The organism is Kosakonia sp. MUSA4, from assembly GCF_013085925.1.
Lineage (GTDB): Bacteria > Pseudomonadota > Gammaproteobacteria > Enterobacterales > Enterobacteriaceae > Kosakonia > Kosakonia sacchari_B.
The window spans coordinates 2316236-2335515 of record NZ_CP025697.1 but is presented as its reverse complement, the minus strand read 5'-3'; the positions used below and the strand labels follow the sequence as shown (position 1 = coordinate 2335515).

General features: G+C 51.7%; 18 protein-coding genes and 1 pseudogene. 6 read left to right on the top strand and 13 right to left on the bottom strand.

Features of this window, described 5'->3' with window-relative positions; translation table 11 throughout:
• Positions 1-63: 63 nt before the first annotated feature.
• From C0557_RS11185 to C0557_RS11170, 4 genes and pseudogenes are all read right to left on the bottom strand, one after another.
• A complete protein-coding gene (locus C0557_RS11185) occupies positions 64-1695 on the bottom strand; it encodes an EAL domain-containing protein (protein WP_253073809.1) in 1632 nt (543 codons plus the stop codon).
• Between the two features lie 447 nt (positions 1696-2142).
• Entirely contained in the window at positions 2143-2577 is a 435-nt protein-coding gene (gene uspF / locus C0557_RS11180) for a universal stress protein UspF (RefSeq protein ID WP_074779387.1), read from the bottom strand.
• Between the two features lie 378 nt (positions 2578-2955).
• A complete protein-coding gene (locus C0557_RS11175) occupies positions 2956-4332 on the bottom strand; it encodes a peptidase S41 (protein WP_208658482.1) in 1377 nt (458 codons plus the stop codon).
• A gap of 248 nt (positions 4333-4580) precedes the next feature.
• Positions 4581-4775, bottom strand: a pseudogene (locus tag C0557_RS11170) (helix-turn-helix domain-containing protein); the annotation flags it as partial.
• Between the two features lie 131 nt (positions 4776-4906).
• Here C0557_RS11170 and C0557_RS11165 point away from each other — a divergent pair.
• Together C0557_RS11165 and C0557_RS11160 are read left to right on the top strand one after the other, a co-directional pair.
• Entirely contained in the window at positions 4907-5449 is a 543-nt protein-coding gene (locus tag C0557_RS11165) for a GNAT family N-acetyltransferase (protein WP_208658481.1), read from the top strand.
• Positions 5450-5653: 204 nt separating this feature from the next.
• Positions 5654-6691 (top strand): hypothetical protein, encoded by a 1038-nt coding sequence (locus tag C0557_RS11160; protein WP_208658480.1) that lies wholly within the window; start codon positions 5654-5656, stop codon positions 6689-6691.
• Positions 6692-6784: 93 nt separating this feature from the next.
• Here the strand turns inward: C0557_RS11160 and C0557_RS11155 are convergent, their stop codons facing one another.
• The 5 genes from C0557_RS11155 to cfa form a co-directional block, all read right to left on the bottom strand.
• Positions 6785-7156, bottom strand: coding sequence for a helix-turn-helix transcriptional regulator (locus C0557_RS11155; protein ID WP_208658479.1), 372 nt, complete (start codon positions 7154-7156; stop codon positions 6785-6787).
• A gap of 106 nt (positions 7157-7262) precedes the next feature.
• Positions 7263-7958: a lactate utilization protein C gene (locus C0557_RS11150; RefSeq protein WP_208658478.1), complete on the bottom strand. Its 696-nt coding sequence runs from the start codon at positions 7956-7958 to the stop codon at positions 7263-7265.
• Positions 7958-9391 (bottom strand): LutB/LldF family L-lactate oxidation iron-sulfur protein, encoded by a 1434-nt coding sequence (locus tag C0557_RS11145; protein ID WP_208658477.1) that lies wholly within the window; start codon positions 9389-9391, stop codon positions 7958-7960. The genes C0557_RS11150 and C0557_RS11145 overlap by 1 nt, the downstream gene beginning before the upstream one ends.
• Before the next feature lie 9 nt (positions 9392-9400).
• Positions 9401-10120, bottom strand: a complete 720-nt coding sequence (locus C0557_RS11140) for a (Fe-S)-binding protein (RefSeq protein ID WP_208658476.1) — start codon at positions 10118-10120, stop codon at positions 9401-9403.
• A gap of 92 nt (positions 10121-10212) precedes the next feature.
• Complete coding sequence (cfa, locus tag C0557_RS11135; protein ID WP_208662906.1) at positions 10213-11361, bottom strand: cyclopropane fatty acyl phospholipid synthase; 1149 nt, start codon at positions 11359-11361, stop codon at positions 10213-10215.
• Positions 11362-11564: 203 nt separating this feature from the next.
• Between cfa and C0557_RS11130 the strand changes: the two genes are divergently transcribed.
• Positions 11565-12362 carry an AraC family transcriptional regulator gene (locus C0557_RS11130; RefSeq protein ID WP_208658475.1) on the top strand — a complete coding sequence of 266 codons (798 nt, stop codon included), beginning with the start codon at positions 11565-11567 and terminating at the stop codon, positions 12360-12362.
• A gap of 67 nt (positions 12363-12429) precedes the next feature.
• Here C0557_RS11130 and C0557_RS11125 read toward each other — a convergent pair whose 3' ends face one another.
• Positions 12430-12885 (bottom strand): GNAT family N-acetyltransferase, encoded by a 456-nt coding sequence (locus C0557_RS11125; RefSeq protein WP_208658474.1) that lies wholly within the window; start codon positions 12883-12885, stop codon positions 12430-12432.
• 151 nt (positions 12886-13036) lie between these two features.
• Here C0557_RS11125 and C0557_RS11120 point away from each other — a divergent pair, with 151 nt between their 5' ends.
• Positions 13037-13981 (top strand): L-lactate dehydrogenase, encoded by a 945-nt coding sequence (locus C0557_RS11120; protein WP_208658473.1) that lies wholly within the window; start codon positions 13037-13039, stop codon positions 13979-13981.
• Positions 13982-13992: 11 nt separating this feature from the next.
• On the opposite strand, the gene C0557_RS11115 is transcribed toward C0557_RS11120, so the two are convergent.
• The 3 genes from C0557_RS11115 to C0557_RS11105 are packed head-to-tail and all read right to left on the bottom strand — an operon-like array spanning position 13993 to position 16982.
• Positions 13993-14754 carry a DeoR/GlpR family DNA-binding transcription regulator gene (locus C0557_RS11115; RefSeq protein WP_208658472.1) on the bottom strand — a complete coding sequence of 254 codons (762 nt, stop codon included), beginning with the start codon at positions 14752-14754 and terminating at the stop codon, positions 13993-13995.
• Position 14755: 1 nt separating this feature from the next.
• Entirely contained in the window at positions 14756-15742 is a 987-nt protein-coding gene (locus C0557_RS11110; protein WP_208658471.1) for a D-threonate 4-phosphate dehydrogenase, read from the bottom strand.
• Positions 15735-16982 (bottom strand): four-carbon acid sugar kinase family protein, encoded by a 1248-nt coding sequence (locus C0557_RS11105; protein WP_208658470.1) that lies wholly within the window; start codon positions 16980-16982, stop codon positions 15735-15737. Before C0557_RS11105 ends, C0557_RS11110 begins: the two co-directional genes overlap by 8 nt.
• Before the next feature lie 174 nt (positions 16983-17156).
• On the opposite strand from C0557_RS11105, the gene C0557_RS11100 reads away from it, so the two are divergent.
• Both C0557_RS11100 and C0557_RS11095 read left to right on the top strand, forming a co-directional pair.
• The gene (locus C0557_RS11100) at positions 17157-18293 is read left to right on the top strand and encodes an iron-containing alcohol dehydrogenase (protein ID WP_208658469.1); all 1137 of its coding nucleotides are present in this window, start codon (positions 17157-17159) and stop codon (positions 18291-18293) included.
• A gap of 57 nt (positions 18294-18350) precedes the next feature.
• A complete protein-coding gene (locus C0557_RS11095; RefSeq protein ID WP_208658468.1) occupies positions 18351-19235 on the top strand; it encodes a dihydrodipicolinate synthase family protein in 885 nt (294 codons plus the stop codon).
• Positions 19236-19280 lie beyond the last annotated feature (45 nt).

The window sequence follows — 19280 nt, the reverse complement described above, 5'->3', positions numbered from 1 at the left end:
TCCCGGCAGTCAATCGCCACGGGTTCAACAACCATCTCCCAGGGCACCAGGGATGATCGCCCTTTAACCCGGAAGGACAGCACGGAGTTCGCTTAAAGGAACGGCTTTTGCGAAATACCATCCCTGTACACAGCACTCAGGTACATTTTCTTTAAGGAACTGATACTGCATTTCAGTTTCCACTCCTTCGAAGACCACTATTTTAGGAATGTTTTTAAACATCTCGATTAAGCCAGGAAGAATATGTTTATTGATAGATTCAGTCCCTATCGAGTCAGTTAATGATTTATCAATTTTAATTTCATCCACGTCAAGCAACGAAAGCCAGTTCAGATTTGAATAACCGGTTCCGAAATCGTCAAGTGCAAACATGATACCGGTACCCTTAAAAAAACCCATAGCTTGCTTGATATCATCTGTTCCGAAACTTTGTCTTTCCGTGATTTCAAGGATAATAGACTCACCTGCGACGTTTTCTTTTTTTAGCGTGCTCAGCAGTTTTTCACGGAATTCCGCAGAACAGATATCAGCACAACTCACGTTGATACTTAAAGTGATATCGTTGTTCAGCAATATGGGCGCACACTCCCTGATGGCATGCTCAACCACATACTGGCCAATCTTGTTTATTAAGCCATTTCTTTCCGCGAGCGGAATAAATATATCAGGGCCAATATATCCTATTTGAGGATCCGTCCAGCGTAAAAGCGCCTCCACGCCTGTTATATTCCGGTCTTTAACTTTGTAGATGGGTTGATAAACGAAATGTAACTCCCGATGTAGAATTGCATTTTCCAGTCGCGTAAGTAATGACTGTTTATGTGATAAGTTATTAACATATAGAGTGCCAATCAAAAAACCGATAATAAAGGATAAACCAAATAAAAACACCAGAATATAAGTATTATTTTTGAAAAAGAGCGAGAGTGAGGTTCCGGCAATAACACAAACATCATTCACACTATTACAGGAATGCTCAGTAAAGTACAACAAAGAATGCGTTTTATTATGCTCTATCGATTCCAGTAATTCCGTATTTTTCCCGATCATGAAAAAATGATTTTCATGTTTAAAATCACCTATGACGGCATCAAAACCCATTTTATTGGCTTCCTCCCAGAAACGCTGGAAGGCAAAAGGAGAGACCGTTATGGCGAAGTTATCAGTATAAAGAACATTTGCGGTAATATTCTCCTCTATAAAAGCATCAAATACCCAGGTATAGCTTCCCCGATTAACCTTATTTCTGAATAAATTTAAAGAAAGCGGTGAATTCAGTTTTCCCCAAAGGGCCGAGCAGATAATTTTCTCATCATCGACATAGGCGATATCCTTAATCAAGGGGTAAGGCCAGAGCCGTTTTCGCAGCACATTCAGGTACTGGCTACTGCATGGCTCATAGACTGCGAACTCCTGCCGAAGCCCGTCAATCAGTTTTACCTGCGCGATCAGACTGTCGGCGCGCGCCAGAATTAAATCAGCATAATCTTCAATTTTTTCATGAATATAGTAATAATATACCCCTAGCCCTGCCCCGTACAGGACGCCGAATGTTAACACTATTGAAAGCGTGTAGATACTGATCCTGTGGTGGATAATTTTCAGTATTTTCAGTGGCATTGTTGACAGCATCCCCCTGTCATTATGGTTATTCGGCGCGAACGCTTTGTAGAGTATCGACCATACTCCAGCCATCGTATTGTGACATGAGAGGTAAACAGCAGTTTTCGTATTTATCGGCCGTACGTTTCGAGACTTTATCAGTAATGTCTATTCTCTCCCTCTTGCGGCGATACCAATGATCCTTACCGCGAATATAATCCACTCATAATCAGGAATAACCGGCTTCAGTCTGGCTACATATTCTGGCAACCGGCAGACTTCTCAGTAAATTCTGACGGGGTCATCCTGCCCTGCGCAGGCGTCGATATTACCCAGCATTGCAACGTTGCAAAGCTTCGGCAATTCGAAATGACCGGGGGTTATAAAGCCTGTCTGTGTGGAAAATAGAAAATATCACCTGTTCCAGCGGGGGGCTTTCCGTTAACTGTGCCAGGTTCCTTTGAGCTTGTCGCACCTCAGGAGAAGGCAGGAAACGCCTGTCTTCTCCGGGTTCCCTTTTTCTGGCCCGTCCGGAACATGTTACCGGACGACCAGAACAGGACATTTGGCGTGTCTCACCACTGCTGCCGCGTTTGAACCTAACAGATAGGTAGATATATCAGGCCGATGGGAGGCAATGATGATTAAATCCGCATTAATCGAATCGGCGAGCTTGAGGATTTGATCCTTTGGTGATCCGGTTACAACATGGGTCTGGATCTTTTCGGCTGGCAGTTTAAATAGCTGAGCAAGCTCATCCAGTTTTGCTAACGCCGCCTGCTGGATTTCTTTCATTTTCGGCATTTCAACCGAATAGGCCAAACCCAACGTTGAATAATACGGTAACGAGGGGATAACCGTGAGAAAATGCACCCTGGCGGTATTCATCACAGCGTGCGCCTGAACAAAGGGTATGACCTGGCGAGTCAGGTCTGTTTCAGAAATATCGATAGGAACCAGAATAGAATTGTACACGTTAGACCTCCTGTTTTATTTTGTTTAGCTGAGAATAGTCTCTGTACAATTAAAAAATGTGTACCTGCTGCCAAAATTGGATTCTGTTTCAGTCGACCTGCTCCCTATTGATTCATGCACAACGTTGTGAGTAATGAACGCTCGGGGGGCTATGTATTGCCGGTGATGGGGCAACTCGCCCGCCAGTATCCTGAACTGAGCGTCGAACTTGACCTGACGGAGAGGATTGCCGATCCGGTGGCGGAGCGGCTGGATGTCCGTTTTTTGCTTAGCGCGAGCGGACGGCATCTCTTTAGGGGGTCCGCTTCGTGCCAGAGGCGGACATTGCTGACATCAGAGTGTGTTAATCAACGGTGAGCAGGTCAGAATACCAGGTAATCATTTTGTCCGGTCAATAACTGCGTCCAACACAGGATCATGACCCATAGCATAATCGATAAATGGCACCGCTATTTTTACTTCCGGCGCAAGACTGATGGAGCTTTGAGCAAAGACGGCTGCAGGCCAGTAACAATCGATGTTACCGGCACAGCCCTGTTCAAAATCCTCGAACTTAGTGCTATAGAAAACCTGAATTCTGGAGTTCGGCAGTGTTATGGTTTCTGGTTCAGCCCAAAAATGACCGTTGTCACCCATTGTTTCACCTATCAGAATTACTTTGGCAGGATTAGCACGTTTTAGCGTGGCAACGGTGACCAGTGCAGCTGAAAAAGTAGCACGACTCACAAGCACAAATATTTGTCCGTCACGTGGAAGAAGCTTCGGTAATGTTTGCGAGAACAGCATTGTTTCGAAGAAATTTCCTCCATTATTCAGCCGTAAATCCACAACAATGAACCTGGGTTTTTTAGGCACAACCTGTTTTTGTATGACTCCAAACAATAATGCATCGGCAAGTGAATCTTTCCCCATGCTATGAATAAAATTACTACGGATATAGAGTATTTTTTCTCCGTCACCCATCCACTGCACAGACAGGGGTTCTGGTTTTCCATATCCAGGTGAGCGTTTTTCGGCCTCATCCAGCACATGTGTCCAACGGTTTTCTTTGCCTTTTTCATCTGGAATGAGTGAGGACCATCCGAAAAGTATGGGTTCGCGGGCGTCATAATAATCTGGCTTACTGACACTTAAGCTAACTGTTTTTGTTTCTCCATTCCTCAGACGTAGTGTCAGGGAAATGCGGCTTTGTGACGACAAAACACCTATGCGGTCCAGAACCATTTTGCTCGTCAGATAGCTCGCACTTAGATAACGGATCCGCTGATCTGTGCCCGAAATATAAGGTGCTACACGCTCAAGGCTCTCAATAGTTGTCAGTTGCCCAAATTTTTCAACACGTGAACCAAGAATGGATTCATAACCAGGAGCGACACTCAGTATGTAAAGCCCGTCAGAAAACCACCATAACTTTATTGGCAGAGAGTCCAGAAGGTGTCCTACCATGGGAGCTGTGTGCCCATTACGTGGAATAGCAACAGCCTGCATGACATCCAGAACCAGGTCTGCTGGCGATGCTGTCGCAGCTCTTGCCACAGCATTATCTATAAACTTATTAAAGGTTACGCGCTGTGATGGATTAAAGCTCTTTTCCAGAGGCGCCCATTGTGCTCTGAGGAATAAAAGATCTTCCTGAATCTGTGCAAGTGTCAGGTTTGGCAGCGTTGTGCCTGGCCTGGGCAACTCCCAGGCCAAAGCCGGACTGGCTAATAAAACCGCACTACCGAGGATAAATTTTCTACGATTCATGTGCATAAAGTTTAGTTCCGCGCCCGTCTTAATCCTCTGATACCTAACCTGAAACCGCAGAAGAGAAAAAATCCTGATTCTTCATTCTTGCGATTTGGTGGACTTGTCGATGCATCCCACCTGATACAATGCCACGCGCGAAGATGGTTGTGAACGTCTGCTGTTCACTCCTCGCGAACCTTACATCGCCAAACGTCTCCCTCTCCCTACCCTAAGTGAAACCCTCTTACGCCTGGCAATAAATCCTGTGGGCGTCACCCGGTCAGTTTTCGGAAGATCTGCCGAAAGTAACTGGTGTCATTAAATCCGCACTGACGAGCGACTTCGGTTAGCGACAGCGAATTACTGAGCAGCAACTTCTCCGCCATCAGTACGCGCTGGCGATGAATGGCCTCCGCCAGCGTCAGACGAAAAACACGGCGGTAGACACGTCCCAGATTGCGCGCACTGCGCATGAAGGAGCCGGTATAGCTGCCAGAGAGCCAGAAGCAGACCTTGCCCTCTTTTATTGATTTTTTCGCAAAGAATCCGCTCCCGATGGTAAATTAGACAAATCTTAAAGCAAGGAATAAGGGGGACAATGATGACACAGCAAGCGCCGCAGCTTGAAACAGAACGCCTGATTTTAAAGCAATTTACACTCGAAGATTTCCAGGCGCTCATGGAATGCTGGGCGACACCAGAAATGATTAAGATTAATGGCGGAGAGAGTCCAACGCCGGAAATGGTCTGGACCCGTTTATTACGCGATATCGGGCACTGGCAGATGTTGGGTTATGGTTATTGGGCAGTATTTGAAAAATCAACAAACCGTTATGCTGGTTCGTTTGGCTTTCAGGATGCTCATCGTGATATCACGCCTGCTCTGGAATACCCTGAAGCGGGATGGACGTTAATGCCAGAAGTACATGGCAAAGGTTATGCGACTGAAGCGCTGGCCGCAATTTTACGGTGGGCCGATAAAACATTTTCCTCTCCAGTGTGCTGTATTATTGATGAAGAGAACAAACGTTCAAATTATTTAGCTGAGCGCTTTGGTTTTCAGTTTCAAAATTATATTAACTATCGTGGTAAGCAGGTACGACTGCTTGTACGCCAGAAAGCGCTCAATCCGGCGTTGTAATTATCGACCAGCCCATTTTGGGATGGTCCTTAACTGGCGACGTTCTGTTGCGGCCCCTCTGCACAAGCGGCAGAACCTCTCTTTTTCGCTCTAAGCAGACTTTTAGCGAGATAGACTTGTCTGTCCTGGGCCAGCAGCAGTAACCTGCACCCTGGATTAGATATAACACTCAGTGGAATAACTCATTATAAAAAAGGTTTTTCGATGAAAAAAACATGGAACTCATTAAACTTTGGTGTCGCGCATTTTTTACTGTTCTACATGGCAATATTTTTAGTTACACCGAAGAAAACGCCGCTATACCCGATCATTATTTGGTTGGGTATGATTATTTTCAGCGGGCTAATCGTGCAATATTACTCGAATGAGAAATCATTTAATAAACCTATCACACGCTTTCGGAAACATCATAAGAAAACACCAAGAGCGGCATTGCTTTCAGCATTCCTGTTTTTTCTGACCTGTATTTCCTTTAAAGTTTCTAATTATACCGGTATCGTCATTCCGAATTCATTGATTTTCATAACCGCAATATCAATTATCTACACTATCGCATCTCATATAAAATCAATCGACAACAAAGAAAAAATCATAGCTCGAAGAGTAAAATTTGCAATTAAATATTCATGGATAATCGTGTCATTGATTTCATATTATCTCGCACGTTCACTAACATCTAATTCATGGGATATTCCTTTTGACACTACATTTAATAAACTCGTAACGGTAGTCACTGCGTTACTTTTTATTTTCATCTTCTATTACATCATTTACTTTATTTTCATTTCCTTTTTGTCGTTTATCACACTGCAAACAAAAAAGGTAAAGAAAAAGTCTCCTGTTGACTTTAATTATTCAATATCAATCTTCGCCCCACTTTTTATTATTGGCTACATTTCATATATTGCATTTAATGTACAGACGCTTTCCATCATCAAATTCGGTTTTGAATTTGCTCTGAAATATGACACACGAGACACTTTCTTTTGCAAGAATAAATATATGTTGCTTAACAAGCATCCTGATGCCCGTTTTATGTTTATTTCTGAAGGGAATTATCGCGCATTAATACCACATCATGATGATTTTACAATATCACGTTTAACCTGCACGAATAGTGAACCATTCTATTCACTGGTTAGTGTAGAGGATAAAAAAGGCCTCGTGCTGGCTACTTTGGAAAATCGGGTAGCGGTGCTTACCAATGACCTGAAGGCAATAATGTCTCCGAATAATACCTAAAAGGCGGCATATTTCGCGCATTACTATAAAAATAATACATGATGTTATGATGTATTATTAATAAACCATTAAAACCCAGCGCACGTTATATTCTCAGTTATTACCCTTAACGCTCCCGATCTGAACCTGAAGACGATATTGTCTTGGCGTCCGCTGATAATGTTCCCGAAACGCCCGACAGAATGTTGACTGCTGCTGGTAACCGAGATGCAGGGCAATTTCAGTAATTGAGCGATTGGTTTCGGTCAGTAATTCGCGGGCGATAACCATTTTTCGATACCGTATATACATGCCTGGCGACATACCGGCTATTTTTTTAAAACCTCGCTGAAAATGCCACGCAGAATATCCCGATTTTTGCGCTAACACGCCCAGCGGCAACGGCTCTGCAATATTGCACTCTATCCATTGCAGAATATCCTGAATGGTTAAACTCATCAGGGATAATGAGCTCTCTTTTCCCATTTCCACACCTTTTTATTGGCAGAGTCAGGGAAATCCGTCACGCAATAGATATCCCTGACTAAAAAATCATTGTGACCGTAAATCTCAGCCTGGCCTGCTAATTGCCTTAACAGTCTTCAACAATCAAATAAACCGCATTCAATGGCCCATGAACGCCCACCACTTTAATAAGCTCAATATCCGCCGTCGAACTTGGCCCGGCGATAAGATTGATACAGGAAGGGAGAGATTCACCGGACTGCACCCGTTGCTGCAGAACCTGAGCCAGCTGTGTAACGCCAGCCAGTAAGCGGCTCTTATAGAGAATAAATAACGTGGTTGGAGGAAGCAGGCTGATGGCGCGTCCTTGCAACGGAGAAGAAAACAGCACTACGCCGCCGGTTTCACAAAGCCCGTATTCGGCGAAGACCACGCCGATATTGGCAGCGGCGGCGTTGCGCAGATTTTCTTCGCTCTCAGGCGAGGCCCAGCACGTTGTCGGGAAAGCGTTCTGCAAATGCGCCGTAACGCCCGCTTCTGCCAGCCTGGCGTCGCCGCTCATCACTACCGGGCCGCCGCCGTATTGTTGACAGATCCGTTCGACAACCTGGGGAAGCGTGGCCTGCGGAGCCCGTTCGCAGTGAGCCTGCATCACCTGTGTTGCATATTCCATGAAACTGTCGCAAGGCTGCTGCTGAATCTGCCCGGCATAGCGGCTTTTCAGCGGCGCAGAGTGCGTCACAGGCAGTGATTGCGGGATTTGACGCGGCTCGCGGCCGAGCTGCCGGGCAAGCTTTTGCATGAAGGCATCGCGGTTTTCCATTATGCTTCCTCCCCGTTTTTACGCTGCTTTTGATGCGTTTTAAACCAGCTGCGGAAACTTTCGCCATCCGCTGCGGGCAGATCGCGGGCCTCCGTCCATTTGCGGATAGCCGCGATGCTAAAAGGCATCTTCCCGTTGTGAATCATCAGTTGCGCGGCGCGTGCGCCCGCGACCATCCCGACCTTCCACAGCGAGTGATGGCGGTTAGCGTAATTGAACAGATGGACGGTATGCCTCTCCATTGCGGGTGTCATTCCGCTTTCCGCCAGCGTGCGGCGGTGCTGCAGGATCAGTGAAGACAAGGGAATACGAACCGGGCAGACGTCATCGCAGGCCGTGCATAACGAGCAGGCATAAGGCAGGTTTTTGAAATCGTCATAGCCACCGAGCAACGGCGAAAGCACCGCGCCAACCGGGCCAGGATAAATCGAGCCGTAGCCGTGCCCGCCGATATGGCGGTAGGCCGGGCAGGTATTCATGCAGGCACCGCAGCGTATGCAGCGCAGGATATCCTGAAAAGGAGACCCCAGTACCTGTGAGCGACCATTGTCGACAATCACCAGATGGAACTCTTCAGGCCCGTCGCTTTCCGCGCTTTTTTTCGGTCCTGTAAGCCAAGTGTTGTAACCCGTAAGCCGGGCGCCCACCGCGTTGCGGGCCAGCATGGTCAGGATGATGTCCAGCTCAGTAAAGGTGGGAACCACGCGCTCCATACCCATCACGGCAATATGCGTTCGTGGCACGGTGGTGCAGAGCCGGGCATTGCCCTCGTTGCTCACCAGGCTGAGTGTCCCGGTTTCCGCTACTGCAAAGTTGCATCCGGTGATGCCGATATCGGCGTTAAGGAAATCAGCACGGATCTTCTGGCGAATAAAGCGCGTCATCGCTTCCGGGGTATCGGTGCCCTCGTAGCCCAGTTTCTCGCGCAAAATGCGCTGAATTTGCTGACGGTCTTTATGGATGGCAGGGACAACCACATGCGAAGGTGCATCTTTGGCGAGTTGCAGAATATACTCGCCCAGATCGGTTTCCACGACCTCCATACCTGCCCCTTCCAGCGCGGCATTCATCCCGATCTCTTCGGTCACCATCGACTTTGATTTGACGATTTTGCGGGCCTGCTTCTGCTGCGCAATCTGCAAAATATAACGGGTGGCATCTTCACGGGTGTCGGCAAAAAAGACGTGGCCGCCATTCGCGCTGACCTTTTCACTCAATTGATAGAGATAAGCATCCAGATTCTCGAGAACATGGGCGCGGATTTCTGCGGCGCGTGAACGCCAGTCAGGCCAGTTTTCAAGTTCATCGATCATTTTCTGGCGATTGGTGCCAATGCGATCCTGCGCGTTGGCAACGGCATGGCGCATCACCGGATCGTCAATTTGCTGCTGAACCCGATCATAAAAAGGGAGGTTACTGGTTTTGAGAAACATGTTGCTTCCTTAGCGGCTCATCAGCACGTCAGCAATGTGGAGCACACGAACGTTGTGGCCTTCGCGCTGCAAGCGTCCGCCAATATTGATAAGGCAACTGGCATCCGCGCCGATCACATAATCCGGTTTCGCTTCCATAAGATGCGCGACCTTTTCCTTCACCATCTCACCGGAAATCTCGGCCATTTTGACCGAAAATGTGCCGCCAAAACCGCAACAGGTTTCCTGGGCGCCAAACGGGACGATTTCCAGTTCACGCACTTCACGTAACAATGCCAGCGGTTCATCGCGTACGCCCAGCTTACGAAACAGGCTGCATGACGGATGGTAAACAGCCCGTCCCGGCAGGCGCGCGCCGACATCCGTCACACCAAGCTGGTTAACAATAAAGGAGGTCAGATCGACCATCCGGTTAGCAATCTTCGCCGCGCGCGCTGCCCATTCAGGTTCATCGCTCAGCCAGTTCTGATAATGGTGAATCGCGTTCATACAGGATCCGGCGGGGGAAATAATGGGATCGTCGTTGATTTCCAGCGCAGCAATCTGCGCTTTCATGCCCGGCAACGCATCGGCAATGTAGCCGCTATTAATGGCCGGTTGACCACAACACCCCTGCTTTTCCGGAAACTGGACATGACAACCCAACTGTTCGAGCAGCAATACACTGTTGCGGGCCATGCGCGATTTAAGCGCATCGCCGATGCAGGTAACAAAGAAATTAACGTTCATATTATTTCGCTTCCAGTGAATATAACGGCAGAGCCTCTTTTTTAATTCAGAAGACGGTGATGGCGTTTTTGCTCGCCTTATAAATATTGTATTTAGCGAGCCACGCGCAGCCCGCCGGTTACGCCACGGCTTAACACCAGTTGCCAGAGCTGAATATTTCTGGCGCGAAATGCCCCCGCACAAGCGGTGAGATAGTAGTTGAACATGCGGTGAAATTTCGTTGAGTAATTGCCGGATAATTGCGGCCAGGCCTGATTAAAGCGGCGATGCCAGGCCATCAGGGTTTTATCGTAATCAGCGCCGAAATTATGTAAATCTTCGATAACAAAATAAGGCTCGCTGGCCTCAGCAATTTGTTTTACCGAGGGCAGACAGCCGTTAGGAAATATATATTTATTGATCCAGGCATCAACGTTATGTTGGGTTTTATTTGAACCAATGGAGTGCAGTAAAAAAAGGCCGTCAGGTTTCAGGCAGCGATCCGCAACGTTAAAATAGGTGGCGTAGTTTTTCGGGCCGACATGCTCAAACATGCCGACTGAGACGATACGATCATATTGCCTGTCCAGATCGCGGTAATCCTCGAGCAAGATGCGAATATCCAGCCCGGCACTGCGGCTTTCAGCATAGGCTTTTTGTTCTGCCGAAATCGTAATCCCTTCAACGCTCACCCCATAATGACGCGCTGCATATTCAGCCAGACCACCCCAGCCGCAACCAATATCCAGCAGCGTCATGCCTGGCTTGAGTTGCAGTTTTTCACAGATCAGCGCCAGTTTATTCTCCTGGGCCGCATACAGCTCATCGGCGTCTTTCCAGTAGCCGCAGGAATATTGCATATGGGGATCGAGCATGCAGCCAAACAGATCATTGCCCAGATCGTAGTGCGCTTCGCCAACTTGCCAGGCGCGTCGGCGCGACTGAGGATTCGTGATCCGCGCAAAGGCGATGCGAAGCAGATCGGCAAAACTGGCGGGGCGCTGTTCGTCCAATTGGGCGCGGAGCAGCTTGTCAAAAAACACATCAAGCTGTTTGCAATCCCACCAGCCCTCCATATAACTTTCGCCCAGGCCGAGAGACCCCTGCTGTAACACGCGTTTAAAAAAGCGCGTATCGTGTACCCGGATATCCCAGGGGTCTGGTCCATTAATCACAATACCAGCCTGCGATAGCAGTTCCTGCACGATCCGCTGCCAGTGGTCTGGTTTGCCGATCGCCTCGACGGTACATTCGTTAGCCATCATCTTTCCTTCAACATAGCGTGTGCCAGCCGTAACCCATCACTCCAGTCAATACGCGCGAAAAGGCTTAGCGCTCAGGCAGATGGCTGGTAAATTATTCATGACAGGCGAAACATTTTTATGACCCCGTCATTATTCAGTAAACCCGCCCTGCCTGCGCTGTGCTATCAAGACAAACTTCATCGAATAGAGGTCAGGTTGTTATGTGCTCTAAGCTAGTGTTACCACCGCCTCAGCCCATTTGCGGCCAGCCCGCGCCGGTACTGTTGACCCTGCCTCGCCCGGTTTACTTTCGCAGCTACCCTTTGTCGGGCGATACGGGTGTGGACAGACATGAGCACCCGTTCGCGGAATTTCTCTATGCGCGGAAAGGCAATATGCGCGTGGAAATTGAAGGCAAGACGCTGGTGGTTCCCGTTCTTTATGGCGTCTGGATACCGGCCCATGTGCCGCACCGTATTCTTGCCGGTAGCGACGTGTTGCTGGAAAGCCTCTATGTGGAAGCCGATTTCGCGACCATCGCCTTCAGCGGCAGCAAAGTGGTGGTGGTCAGCGATTTCGTGCGGGAATTTATCCACTACGCGACGCAGAATGTGCCGGAACAGTACGAGTATGAAGGCGAAGATGCGCAGCTTGTGCAGGTACTGATTTCGTTACTTCGGCAGTTGCCGGATGCCGGTCTGTCGATATCGTGGCCAGGCTCGCCGTTGCTGATGAAGGTATGCAGCCAGATCCAAAAAACGCCGGGTGAAGCGCACAGCATTGAGCAGTGGGCCTCCTGTAGCGGGATGTCGGTGCGCACTTTTTCGCGGCGTTTCAAAAAGGAGACCGGCGTGGCGTTCAGCGAATGGAAAAAACGCGTGCGCTTGCTTGAATCCGTGGTGATGTTAAAAAACAACCGTAGCGTCACGCAGGTCGCGCTGGATCTTGGCTATTCAAGCCCGGCCGCATTTACCTTTGCTTTTCGCGCCATGTTCGGCGTACCGCCCACGCGCTATTAATGGCGTTGATGGCAGCCACGCCACAAACCGGGCTTTCTGACGCGTAACCGCATGCGCGGCAAGGCATTCAGCGCAGCGCTTTCTCCATAAAAATGCTCAGCGGATCCGGCTGATACGGCGCAAACGCATCGCGGATCTGGTAGCCGCAGCGCTGATACAGTTTTACCGCCGCATGCTGCTCGATGCCGGTTTCCAGCCGCAGCGTATGACATGCGCGCCCCGCCGCTGCCTGCTCCAGCGCGGCAATCAGTTTTTCTCCCAGTTGTTGCCCACGGTGCGTGGGATCGATAAATACCCGCTTCATCTCGCCGCTACCGTCGTGGTTCAGTACCACTGCGCCACAGCCAACGGCCTGCTCCAGATGGAGGATCTTGCGCAGAATCAGCGTCCCGTCAGGCAGTGAGGCCAGATCGAGCAGATGGTTACTTTCCGCCGGATAGAGCGCCGCCTGGTAGCGATCAAGCTCGGCAATCAGCGCTATGACATCGGGTTGTGTAGCAGAGGCATCAACAATACGGTACATCGTGTGCTCCTTGTTGTTATCACCTTGTAAAAATAACCGCGCAAAGCCCGGATGCTGTCATAGGAATCATTTATATCTCCGGCGCAACGTTGCATCACAGGGAGAAGTAACGGTAATTTACGCCCATATCTAATCTGATAATGGAACTTGCATGAATACCAAAGCCCGTAAGGTGATGATTATCGGCACAGGGAATGTGGGCGCGTCCGCCGCGTATGCCCTGCTGAACCAGAACATTTGCGAGGAGTTGATCCTCGTCGATCTCAATCAGCAGCGCGTGGAAGGCCACGTTCAGGATCTGGCGGATGCCGCCGCGTATATGCCCGGCATGATGACCATCTCCACGCGCCCGGTGGAAGAGTGCGCCGATATCGACATTGCGGTCATTACGGTCTCGGGCGGCCCATTACAACCGGGCCAGACGCGGCTGGATGAGCTGACCAACACGGCGAGGATCGTCAAAAACATCGTCCCGGCAATGATGGCCAACGGTTTTAACGGTATTTTCCTCGTCGCCACCAACCCGTGCGACATCATTACCTGGCAGGTTTGGCAACTCTCCGGCCTGCCGCGCAGCCAGGTGATCGGCACCGGCGTCTGGCTGGATACCACACGCCTGCGTCGCACGCTGGCGCAAGCGCTGGATATTGGCGCGCAGAGTATTGATGCGTTTATTCTCGGCGAACATGGCGATACGCAATTTCCGGTGTGGTCGCACTCGTCGGTGTACGGTTCGCCGATTGCCGATGTCTACCTGCGCAAAACCGGGCAATCCTTAGATTTCGACGCGCTGGCAGACAAAGTGCGCCGCCACGGCTTTGAGATCTACAACCGCAAAGGCTGCACCGAGTACGGCATTGCCGGAACTATCGCCGAGATCTGCCGCAATATCTTTACCGGCAGCCACCGCGCGCTGGCGATCTCCTGCATTCTCGATGGCGAATACGGCGTAAAAGATGTGGCGATTGGCGTTCCTGCTGTCCTGACGCAAAGCGGCGTTCAGCAGATTATTGAGTTACAACTGGAAGATGACGAAGTGGTGAAATTCAACCACTCCGTCGCGGTGATTAAAGCAAATATCGCCCGCCTGCCCTGAAGCCCGTGCGGTTAACCGGCAATGGTTAGCCGCCCCGGCAACGCGTCAAGCTGCTGGCGGATCTCCGGGCTGAGTTGCGCATCAGTGATGATATCCGTCAGCGAATCGAGATTCGCCACGTTAAACAGCGACCACGCGCCATATTTGCTGCTGTCGGCCAGTAGAACCCGCCGCTTCGCATTGACGATCAGATCATGCTTCAGCGCCGCTTTTTCCTCGGTCGGCGCGGTAATGCCGCGTTCAAAATCCCAGCCGTTGCAGCTGACAAACGCCCAGTCCGGCCAGATATTTTGCAGCAGTTTGCGTCCATGCTCGCCAATGCACGACTGGCTGGAATCATCAATGCGTCCGCCGATAATGGTCACTTCAATCTGCTTAAATTCCGAGAGAAACAGCGCGATATGCAGGTCACTGGTGATCACCCGCAGCGGCAGATGGGTTAACTGGCGCGCCAGTTCAATCATCGTCGTTCCGGCATCCAGCACAATGGCATCGCCCGCTTTCACCAGCGCCGCCGCCGCGCAGGCAATGGCGTGTTTCTCCGCCAGGTTACGCTGCATTTTCTCGCTGGTAGTAGGCTGCGAGGGGATAAACCGGTTCAGCGTCACACCACCGTGAGTGCGGCTGATGACGCCTTCCTGATCGAGTTTAATCAAATCGCGGCGAATGGTGGCTGGCGAGGCATCGGTTGCCGCGACCAGTTGATCCACCGTCACCAGATTGTGACCTTTCAGGTAATCCATTATCTGCTCTAACCGGTTATATCCCTTCATATTATTCCCGTGTAATTTGCATAGCTAACTGGATGGATACCGCCATACTCTCTGCTTTCGCTTTGCCGCGCCAGGCGATATCAAATGCGGTGCCATGATCCGCCGAGGTACGGATAAAAGGCAGACCCGCGGTGATATTAACGCCATCGTAAAATCCCAGCAATTTTAACGGAATATGTCCCTGATCGTGGTACATCGCCACCACCATGTCATACATCCCTTCGTGGCACTGCATAAACACCGTATCCGGCGGGCACGGCCCGGTAACATTCAGCCCCTCTGCTTTCATGGCTTCCACCGCCGGGCCGACAATGTTGATCTCTTCATCGCCAAACAGACCGTTTTCGCCGGCGTGCGGGTTAACCCCAGCTACGGCAATGCGCGGGTTCTCGTAACCAACGCGTTTGAGGAACGTATCCGCCACGCGAATCACGGTTTTTACGCGATCCTGATTGAGGGTATCGAGGAACTTCCGCAGCGCAATATGCGTGGTGATGTGGATCACTTTCAATTTATCGGTGTAAAGCACCATCGCGTAATCTTTGCTGCCGGTCAGGTGCGCCAGCAGTTCGGTATGCCCCGGATAATGATGCCCGGCAAGGTGCAGCGCCTCTTTATTCAGCGGCGCGGTCGCTATCGCTTTTACCTCACCGTTCATCGCCAGCGCAGTTGCGCGTTTGATACAGCGATACGCCAGATCGCCCGCTTGCGCCTGCACCACGCCCGGTTGCAGCGCATCGGCATCCTCCAGCGGCTCATCGATGACGTTGATCACGCCCGGCGCAAAACGGGCGTCGGCAACCTGTTCAATCACCTTCAGTTCCGCACGCGGCGTAATATTCATCGCCAGAATGCGCTGGAAGGTACGCGCACATCCCACCACCACCACCGGCGCACCGGATAACTCTCCTTCGACCAGCGATTTAATAATGATCTCCGGGCCAATACCCGCCGGGTCGCCCATCGTTACAGCAATGATATTAGTCACTCGATTTCTCCTCGATAAAATGCAGAACCTTAAGCAAGGTCGTTTTGTCGCCAAAGCCACCCGCCCTGGTCATCACCGGTCGTTGCCACTCGCAACCTGTAAAATAGCCCCAGGGCACGCAACCTGCGGCTCGCCCCTGAATATGAAAACCCCTCGCGCCCAGCGCCTGCGCCACCGCCACCGCGACATCGCCGCCGGAAAGATACAGCGCCGCAGGCGTCACTTCACTCAGCACCTCGCGCGTTAATTGCGCCAGAAATGCGCAAATTTGCTCACCCAGTTCACTGCGGCTCAGGCCACGACGGGCGCACAGCGCAGCAATTTGATGACGCGCCTGCACATCCGGGCAGGTATGCACCAGGCAGTGATTGCCATCGCGCAGCGCGGTAATAATCGCCTGCCGGTATGCGGCGCTCTTCGCGTCCAGTGCCGCATCAACATCAATCAGCAGACGCGTCACGCGCGGATGCGTTGCGGCCTGCTCCAGTTGTTGTTGAGCGATTTCGCTCATAGAGCCAATTATCGCCAGTAGCGCAGCCGGTTTTTGCGGTGCCAGATGGCGCGCCAGCGCATCGCACAGCCCGGCGGAACCCACCAGCAGCGGCGGCGTGGCAGCGCGTGTCGTCTGGGCAATAATCAGGTCGAGATCGGCATCGGTCTGCGCATCCACCACCAGTAACAGCGGCGCATCCAGGGTTGCCTGCGCCAGTGCTTCCGCCAGTTGCACCGGTTGCAGATAGCGACATTCCGCCGTGCTGTGCGCCGCCAGCAGGCTGCCGATATCTGCGCTTTGCACCGGTGTTTTCGGGTCGCTGGCAAATTCGGTTTCAGTCAGCAGCACGCCCTGCACATAACACTGCCCGTTGTGGGTGGCGCGCCCAGCTTGTGGAAACGCCGGGGCGATAACGGCCGCCGTTGCCTGCCGCGCCTGCATCATGGCGGCTACTTCCGCGCCAACATTGCCGCGCAGGGTGGAGTCGATTTTTTTCACTAACCAGCGCGGCGCGTAATGGCTGTTGATCTCCGTCGTCAGCGTGTGAATGCGCCGGGCGGCATCCACAGCCGTCAGCGCCCGGCTGTCGCTGTTGTAGATCAGCGCCTGCGCCTGGCTTACGTAACCGGCCGTCAGCGCCACTTCAACGTGCATGCCCCTCTGCGCCAGGCTGACACCGGCGTCGTTCGCGCCGGTGAAATCATCCGCGAGGATCACCACCTCTTTCACCACCAGTTGTTCGTTCATCCCTTCTCCGGGTCATTATGCTCTGGATATGATTATATTCAATCATGATTGATTATATGTGAGCAAGATCAACTTAATCAGTTTGCGAATAAATTATAAATTTAGGCCATGTAGTGACGGTGATTGCTATCTGATGATTGAGATTAATCACCATAACAGAGACAGGAGAAGGTCGTGGTAACCATTAACAGCACACTGATTAGCGGCGCGGGGGCGATTCCGGCCATTGCTCCGCTGCTGACCGGTAAAAAGAACGTCCTGCTGGTCAGCGACGGCAACATTATTAAGCTCGCAGCGACACAACAGATTCGCGCCCTGCTGGAGAGCGATGGCAGACACGTGCAATTGATTGACACTGTGCCGCCGGAGCCGAGCCAGCATGACGTCGCGAAAATTGTCGGTGCCTTACACATCACCGCATTTGATCTGGTGGTTGGCATTGGCGGCGGCAGCGTGCTGGATGTGGCGAAGCTTCTCTCCGTGCTGTGCCACCCGGCGTCACCGGGTCTTGCTGCGCTGTTGAAAGGCGAGAAGCCGACGGCGCGCATCGGCTCGCTGTTGATCCCGGCCACTGCCGGTACCGGCTCGGAAGCCACGCCGAATGCGATTCTCGCCATTCCTGAGCAGGACACCAAAATCGGCATCATTTCGCCGGTCATGTTGCCGGATTACGTGGCACTGATCCCGGAGCTAACCACCAGCATGCCCGCGCACATTGCCTCTTCGACCGGCATCGACGCGCTGTGCCATCTGATTGAGTGCTTTACCGCCACGATCGCCAATCCGGTGAGCGATAACGTCGCGCTGATCGGCCTGCACAAGCTGCTGCGCAATATCGAAACCGCAGTCAATGAGCCGCACAACCTCAATGCGCGGCTGGAAATGCTGTGGGCCTCTTATTACGGCGGCGCGGCGATCACGCATGCCGGAACCCATCTGGTGCATGCGCTCTCTTATCCGCTGGGCGGCAAATATCACCTGCCGCACGGCGTGGCGAACGCCATTCTGCTCGCGCCCTGCATGAAAGTGGTGCGCCCGCACGCGGTGGAGAAATTCGCGCAGGTGTGGGATCTGCTGCCGGATGCAGACACCTCGCTGAGCGCAGAGGAGAAATCCCATGCGCTGGTGGCGTGGTTTGCTGCGCTGGTGAAGCGCCTGAATCTGCCGGACAACCTCGAAGCGCTCGGCGTACCGCGTGCCGATATCCCGGCGCTAAGCGATGCAGCGCTCAATGTTAAGCGGTTGATGAATAACGCGCCCTGCATCGTCACTCACGAGGATGTACAGGCGATTTATCAAACCTTGTTTTAATGCATAACGTGGTTGCCGGATGGCCAGCCGCCATTCGGCGCAAACAGAGGAATTGTGATGAACAAACCGATAAAAGGCGTACTGACCGCCATTGTCACGCCTTTTGACGCCGCGGGCGCTTTCAACCCGCAGGCGCTGAAACAGCAGATTAATCGCCAGCTCGACGCCGGAAACGGCATCTTTTGCGGCGGCACCAATGGCGAATTCTTCGTGCTGAACGCACAGGAAAAAGTGGCCGTCACCGCCACCTGCGTCGATGAAGTGGCCGGTCGCGCGCCGGTGGTGGCGCATATTGGCGAGATCTCGACGCGGGAAACCGTTCGTCTGGGCAAAGAGATTGAAAAGCTCGGCGTCGATGCCGTTTCGGTGATCACCCCCTGGTTCGTACCGCTGAAGCAGGATGAACTTATTGCCCATTACAGCGCCGTGGCGGACGCGTTAAGCGTGCCGGTTTTTCTTTACAACATCCCGGCGCGTACCGGCAACACTATCGAACCGCAGACCGCGCGCACGCTGGCGGCGCATCCGAATATCATCGGCATCAAAGACAGCGCGGGCAGCTATGAGAGCCTGAGCGGTTTTTTGCATGCGGTTAGCGATATTCACGGTTTCGATGTGTTAAACGGCCCGGACTCCCTGATCCATCAGGGGTTCGTCGATGGCTGCCCAGCCTGTATTTCCGGGCTGGCGAACGTTGCGCCGCAGGCTATCAATGCCATCTGGTCACGTTTTACCGCCGGAGATATCGCCGGTTCCCGCGCGGCGCAGGAGCGCGTCACCGGGCTGCGTACCGACTTGTACAAGGTGGCGTTTTCCCCCGCCGCAGTCAAAAAAGCATTACAAATCATGGGATATGACGTTGGCGACAGCCGTTACGCCGTCACGTTTAGCGAGCAACAATTACAACAGATCCGCCAGATAGTGACGCAATACCTTCACTGATTGCGGAGTCATTCGTCATAAGAAAACCGGGCGCGACAGGCGCCC

Excerpts from the sequence above, each read along its gene's own strand:
- C0557_RS11185 (WP_253073809.1), bottom strand. The coding sequence starts at position 1,695 with ATGGCTGGAGTATGGTCGATACTCTACAAAGCGTTCGCGCCGAATAAC.
- C0557_RS11175 (WP_208658482.1), bottom strand. The coding sequence starts at position 4,332 with ATGCACATGAATCGTAGAAAATTTATCCTCGGTAGTGCGGTTTTATTA.
- C0557_RS11165 (WP_208658481.1), top strand. The coding sequence starts at position 4,907 with ATGATGACACAGCAAGCGCCGCAGCTTGAAACAGAACGCCTGATTTTA.
- C0557_RS11160 (WP_208658480.1), top strand. The coding sequence starts at position 5,654 with ATGAAAAAAACATGGAACTCATTAAACTTTGGTGTCGCGCATTTTTTA.
- C0557_RS11155 (WP_208658479.1), bottom strand. The coding sequence starts at position 7,156 with ATGGGAAAAGAGAGCTCATTATCCCTGATGAGTTTAACCATTCAGGAT.
- C0557_RS11150 (WP_208658478.1), bottom strand. The coding sequence starts at position 7,958 with ATGGAAAACCGCGATGCCTTCATGCAAAAGCTTGCCCGGCAGCTCGGC.
- C0557_RS11145 (WP_208658477.1), bottom strand. The coding sequence starts at position 9,391 with ATGTTTCTCAAAACCAGTAACCTCCCTTTTTATGATCGGGTTCAGCAG.
- C0557_RS11140 (WP_208658476.1), bottom strand. The coding sequence starts at position 10,120 with ATGAACGTTAATTTCTTTGTTACCTGCATCGGCGATGCGCTTAAATCG.
- cfa (WP_208662906.1), bottom strand. The coding sequence starts at position 11,361 with ATGGCTAACGAATGTACCGTCGAGGCGATCGGCAAACCAGACCACTGG.
- C0557_RS11130 (WP_208658475.1), top strand. The coding sequence starts at position 11,565 with ATGTGCTCTAAGCTAGTGTTACCACCGCCTCAGCCCATTTGCGGCCAG.
- C0557_RS11125 (WP_208658474.1), bottom strand. The coding sequence starts at position 12,885 with ATGTACCGTATTGTTGATGCCTCTGCTACACAACCCGATGTCATAGCG.
- C0557_RS11120 (WP_208658473.1), top strand. The coding sequence starts at position 13,037 with ATGAATACCAAAGCCCGTAAGGTGATGATTATCGGCACAGGGAATGTG.
- C0557_RS11115 (WP_208658472.1), bottom strand. The coding sequence starts at position 14,754 with ATGAAGGGATATAACCGGTTAGAGCAGATAATGGATTACCTGAAAGGT.
- C0557_RS11105 (WP_208658470.1), bottom strand. The coding sequence starts at position 16,982 with ATGAACGAACAACTGGTGGTGAAAGAGGTGGTGATCCTCGCGGATGAT.
- C0557_RS11095 (WP_208658468.1), top strand. The coding sequence starts at position 18,351 with ATGAACAAACCGATAAAAGGCGTACTGACCGCCATTGTCACGCCTTTT.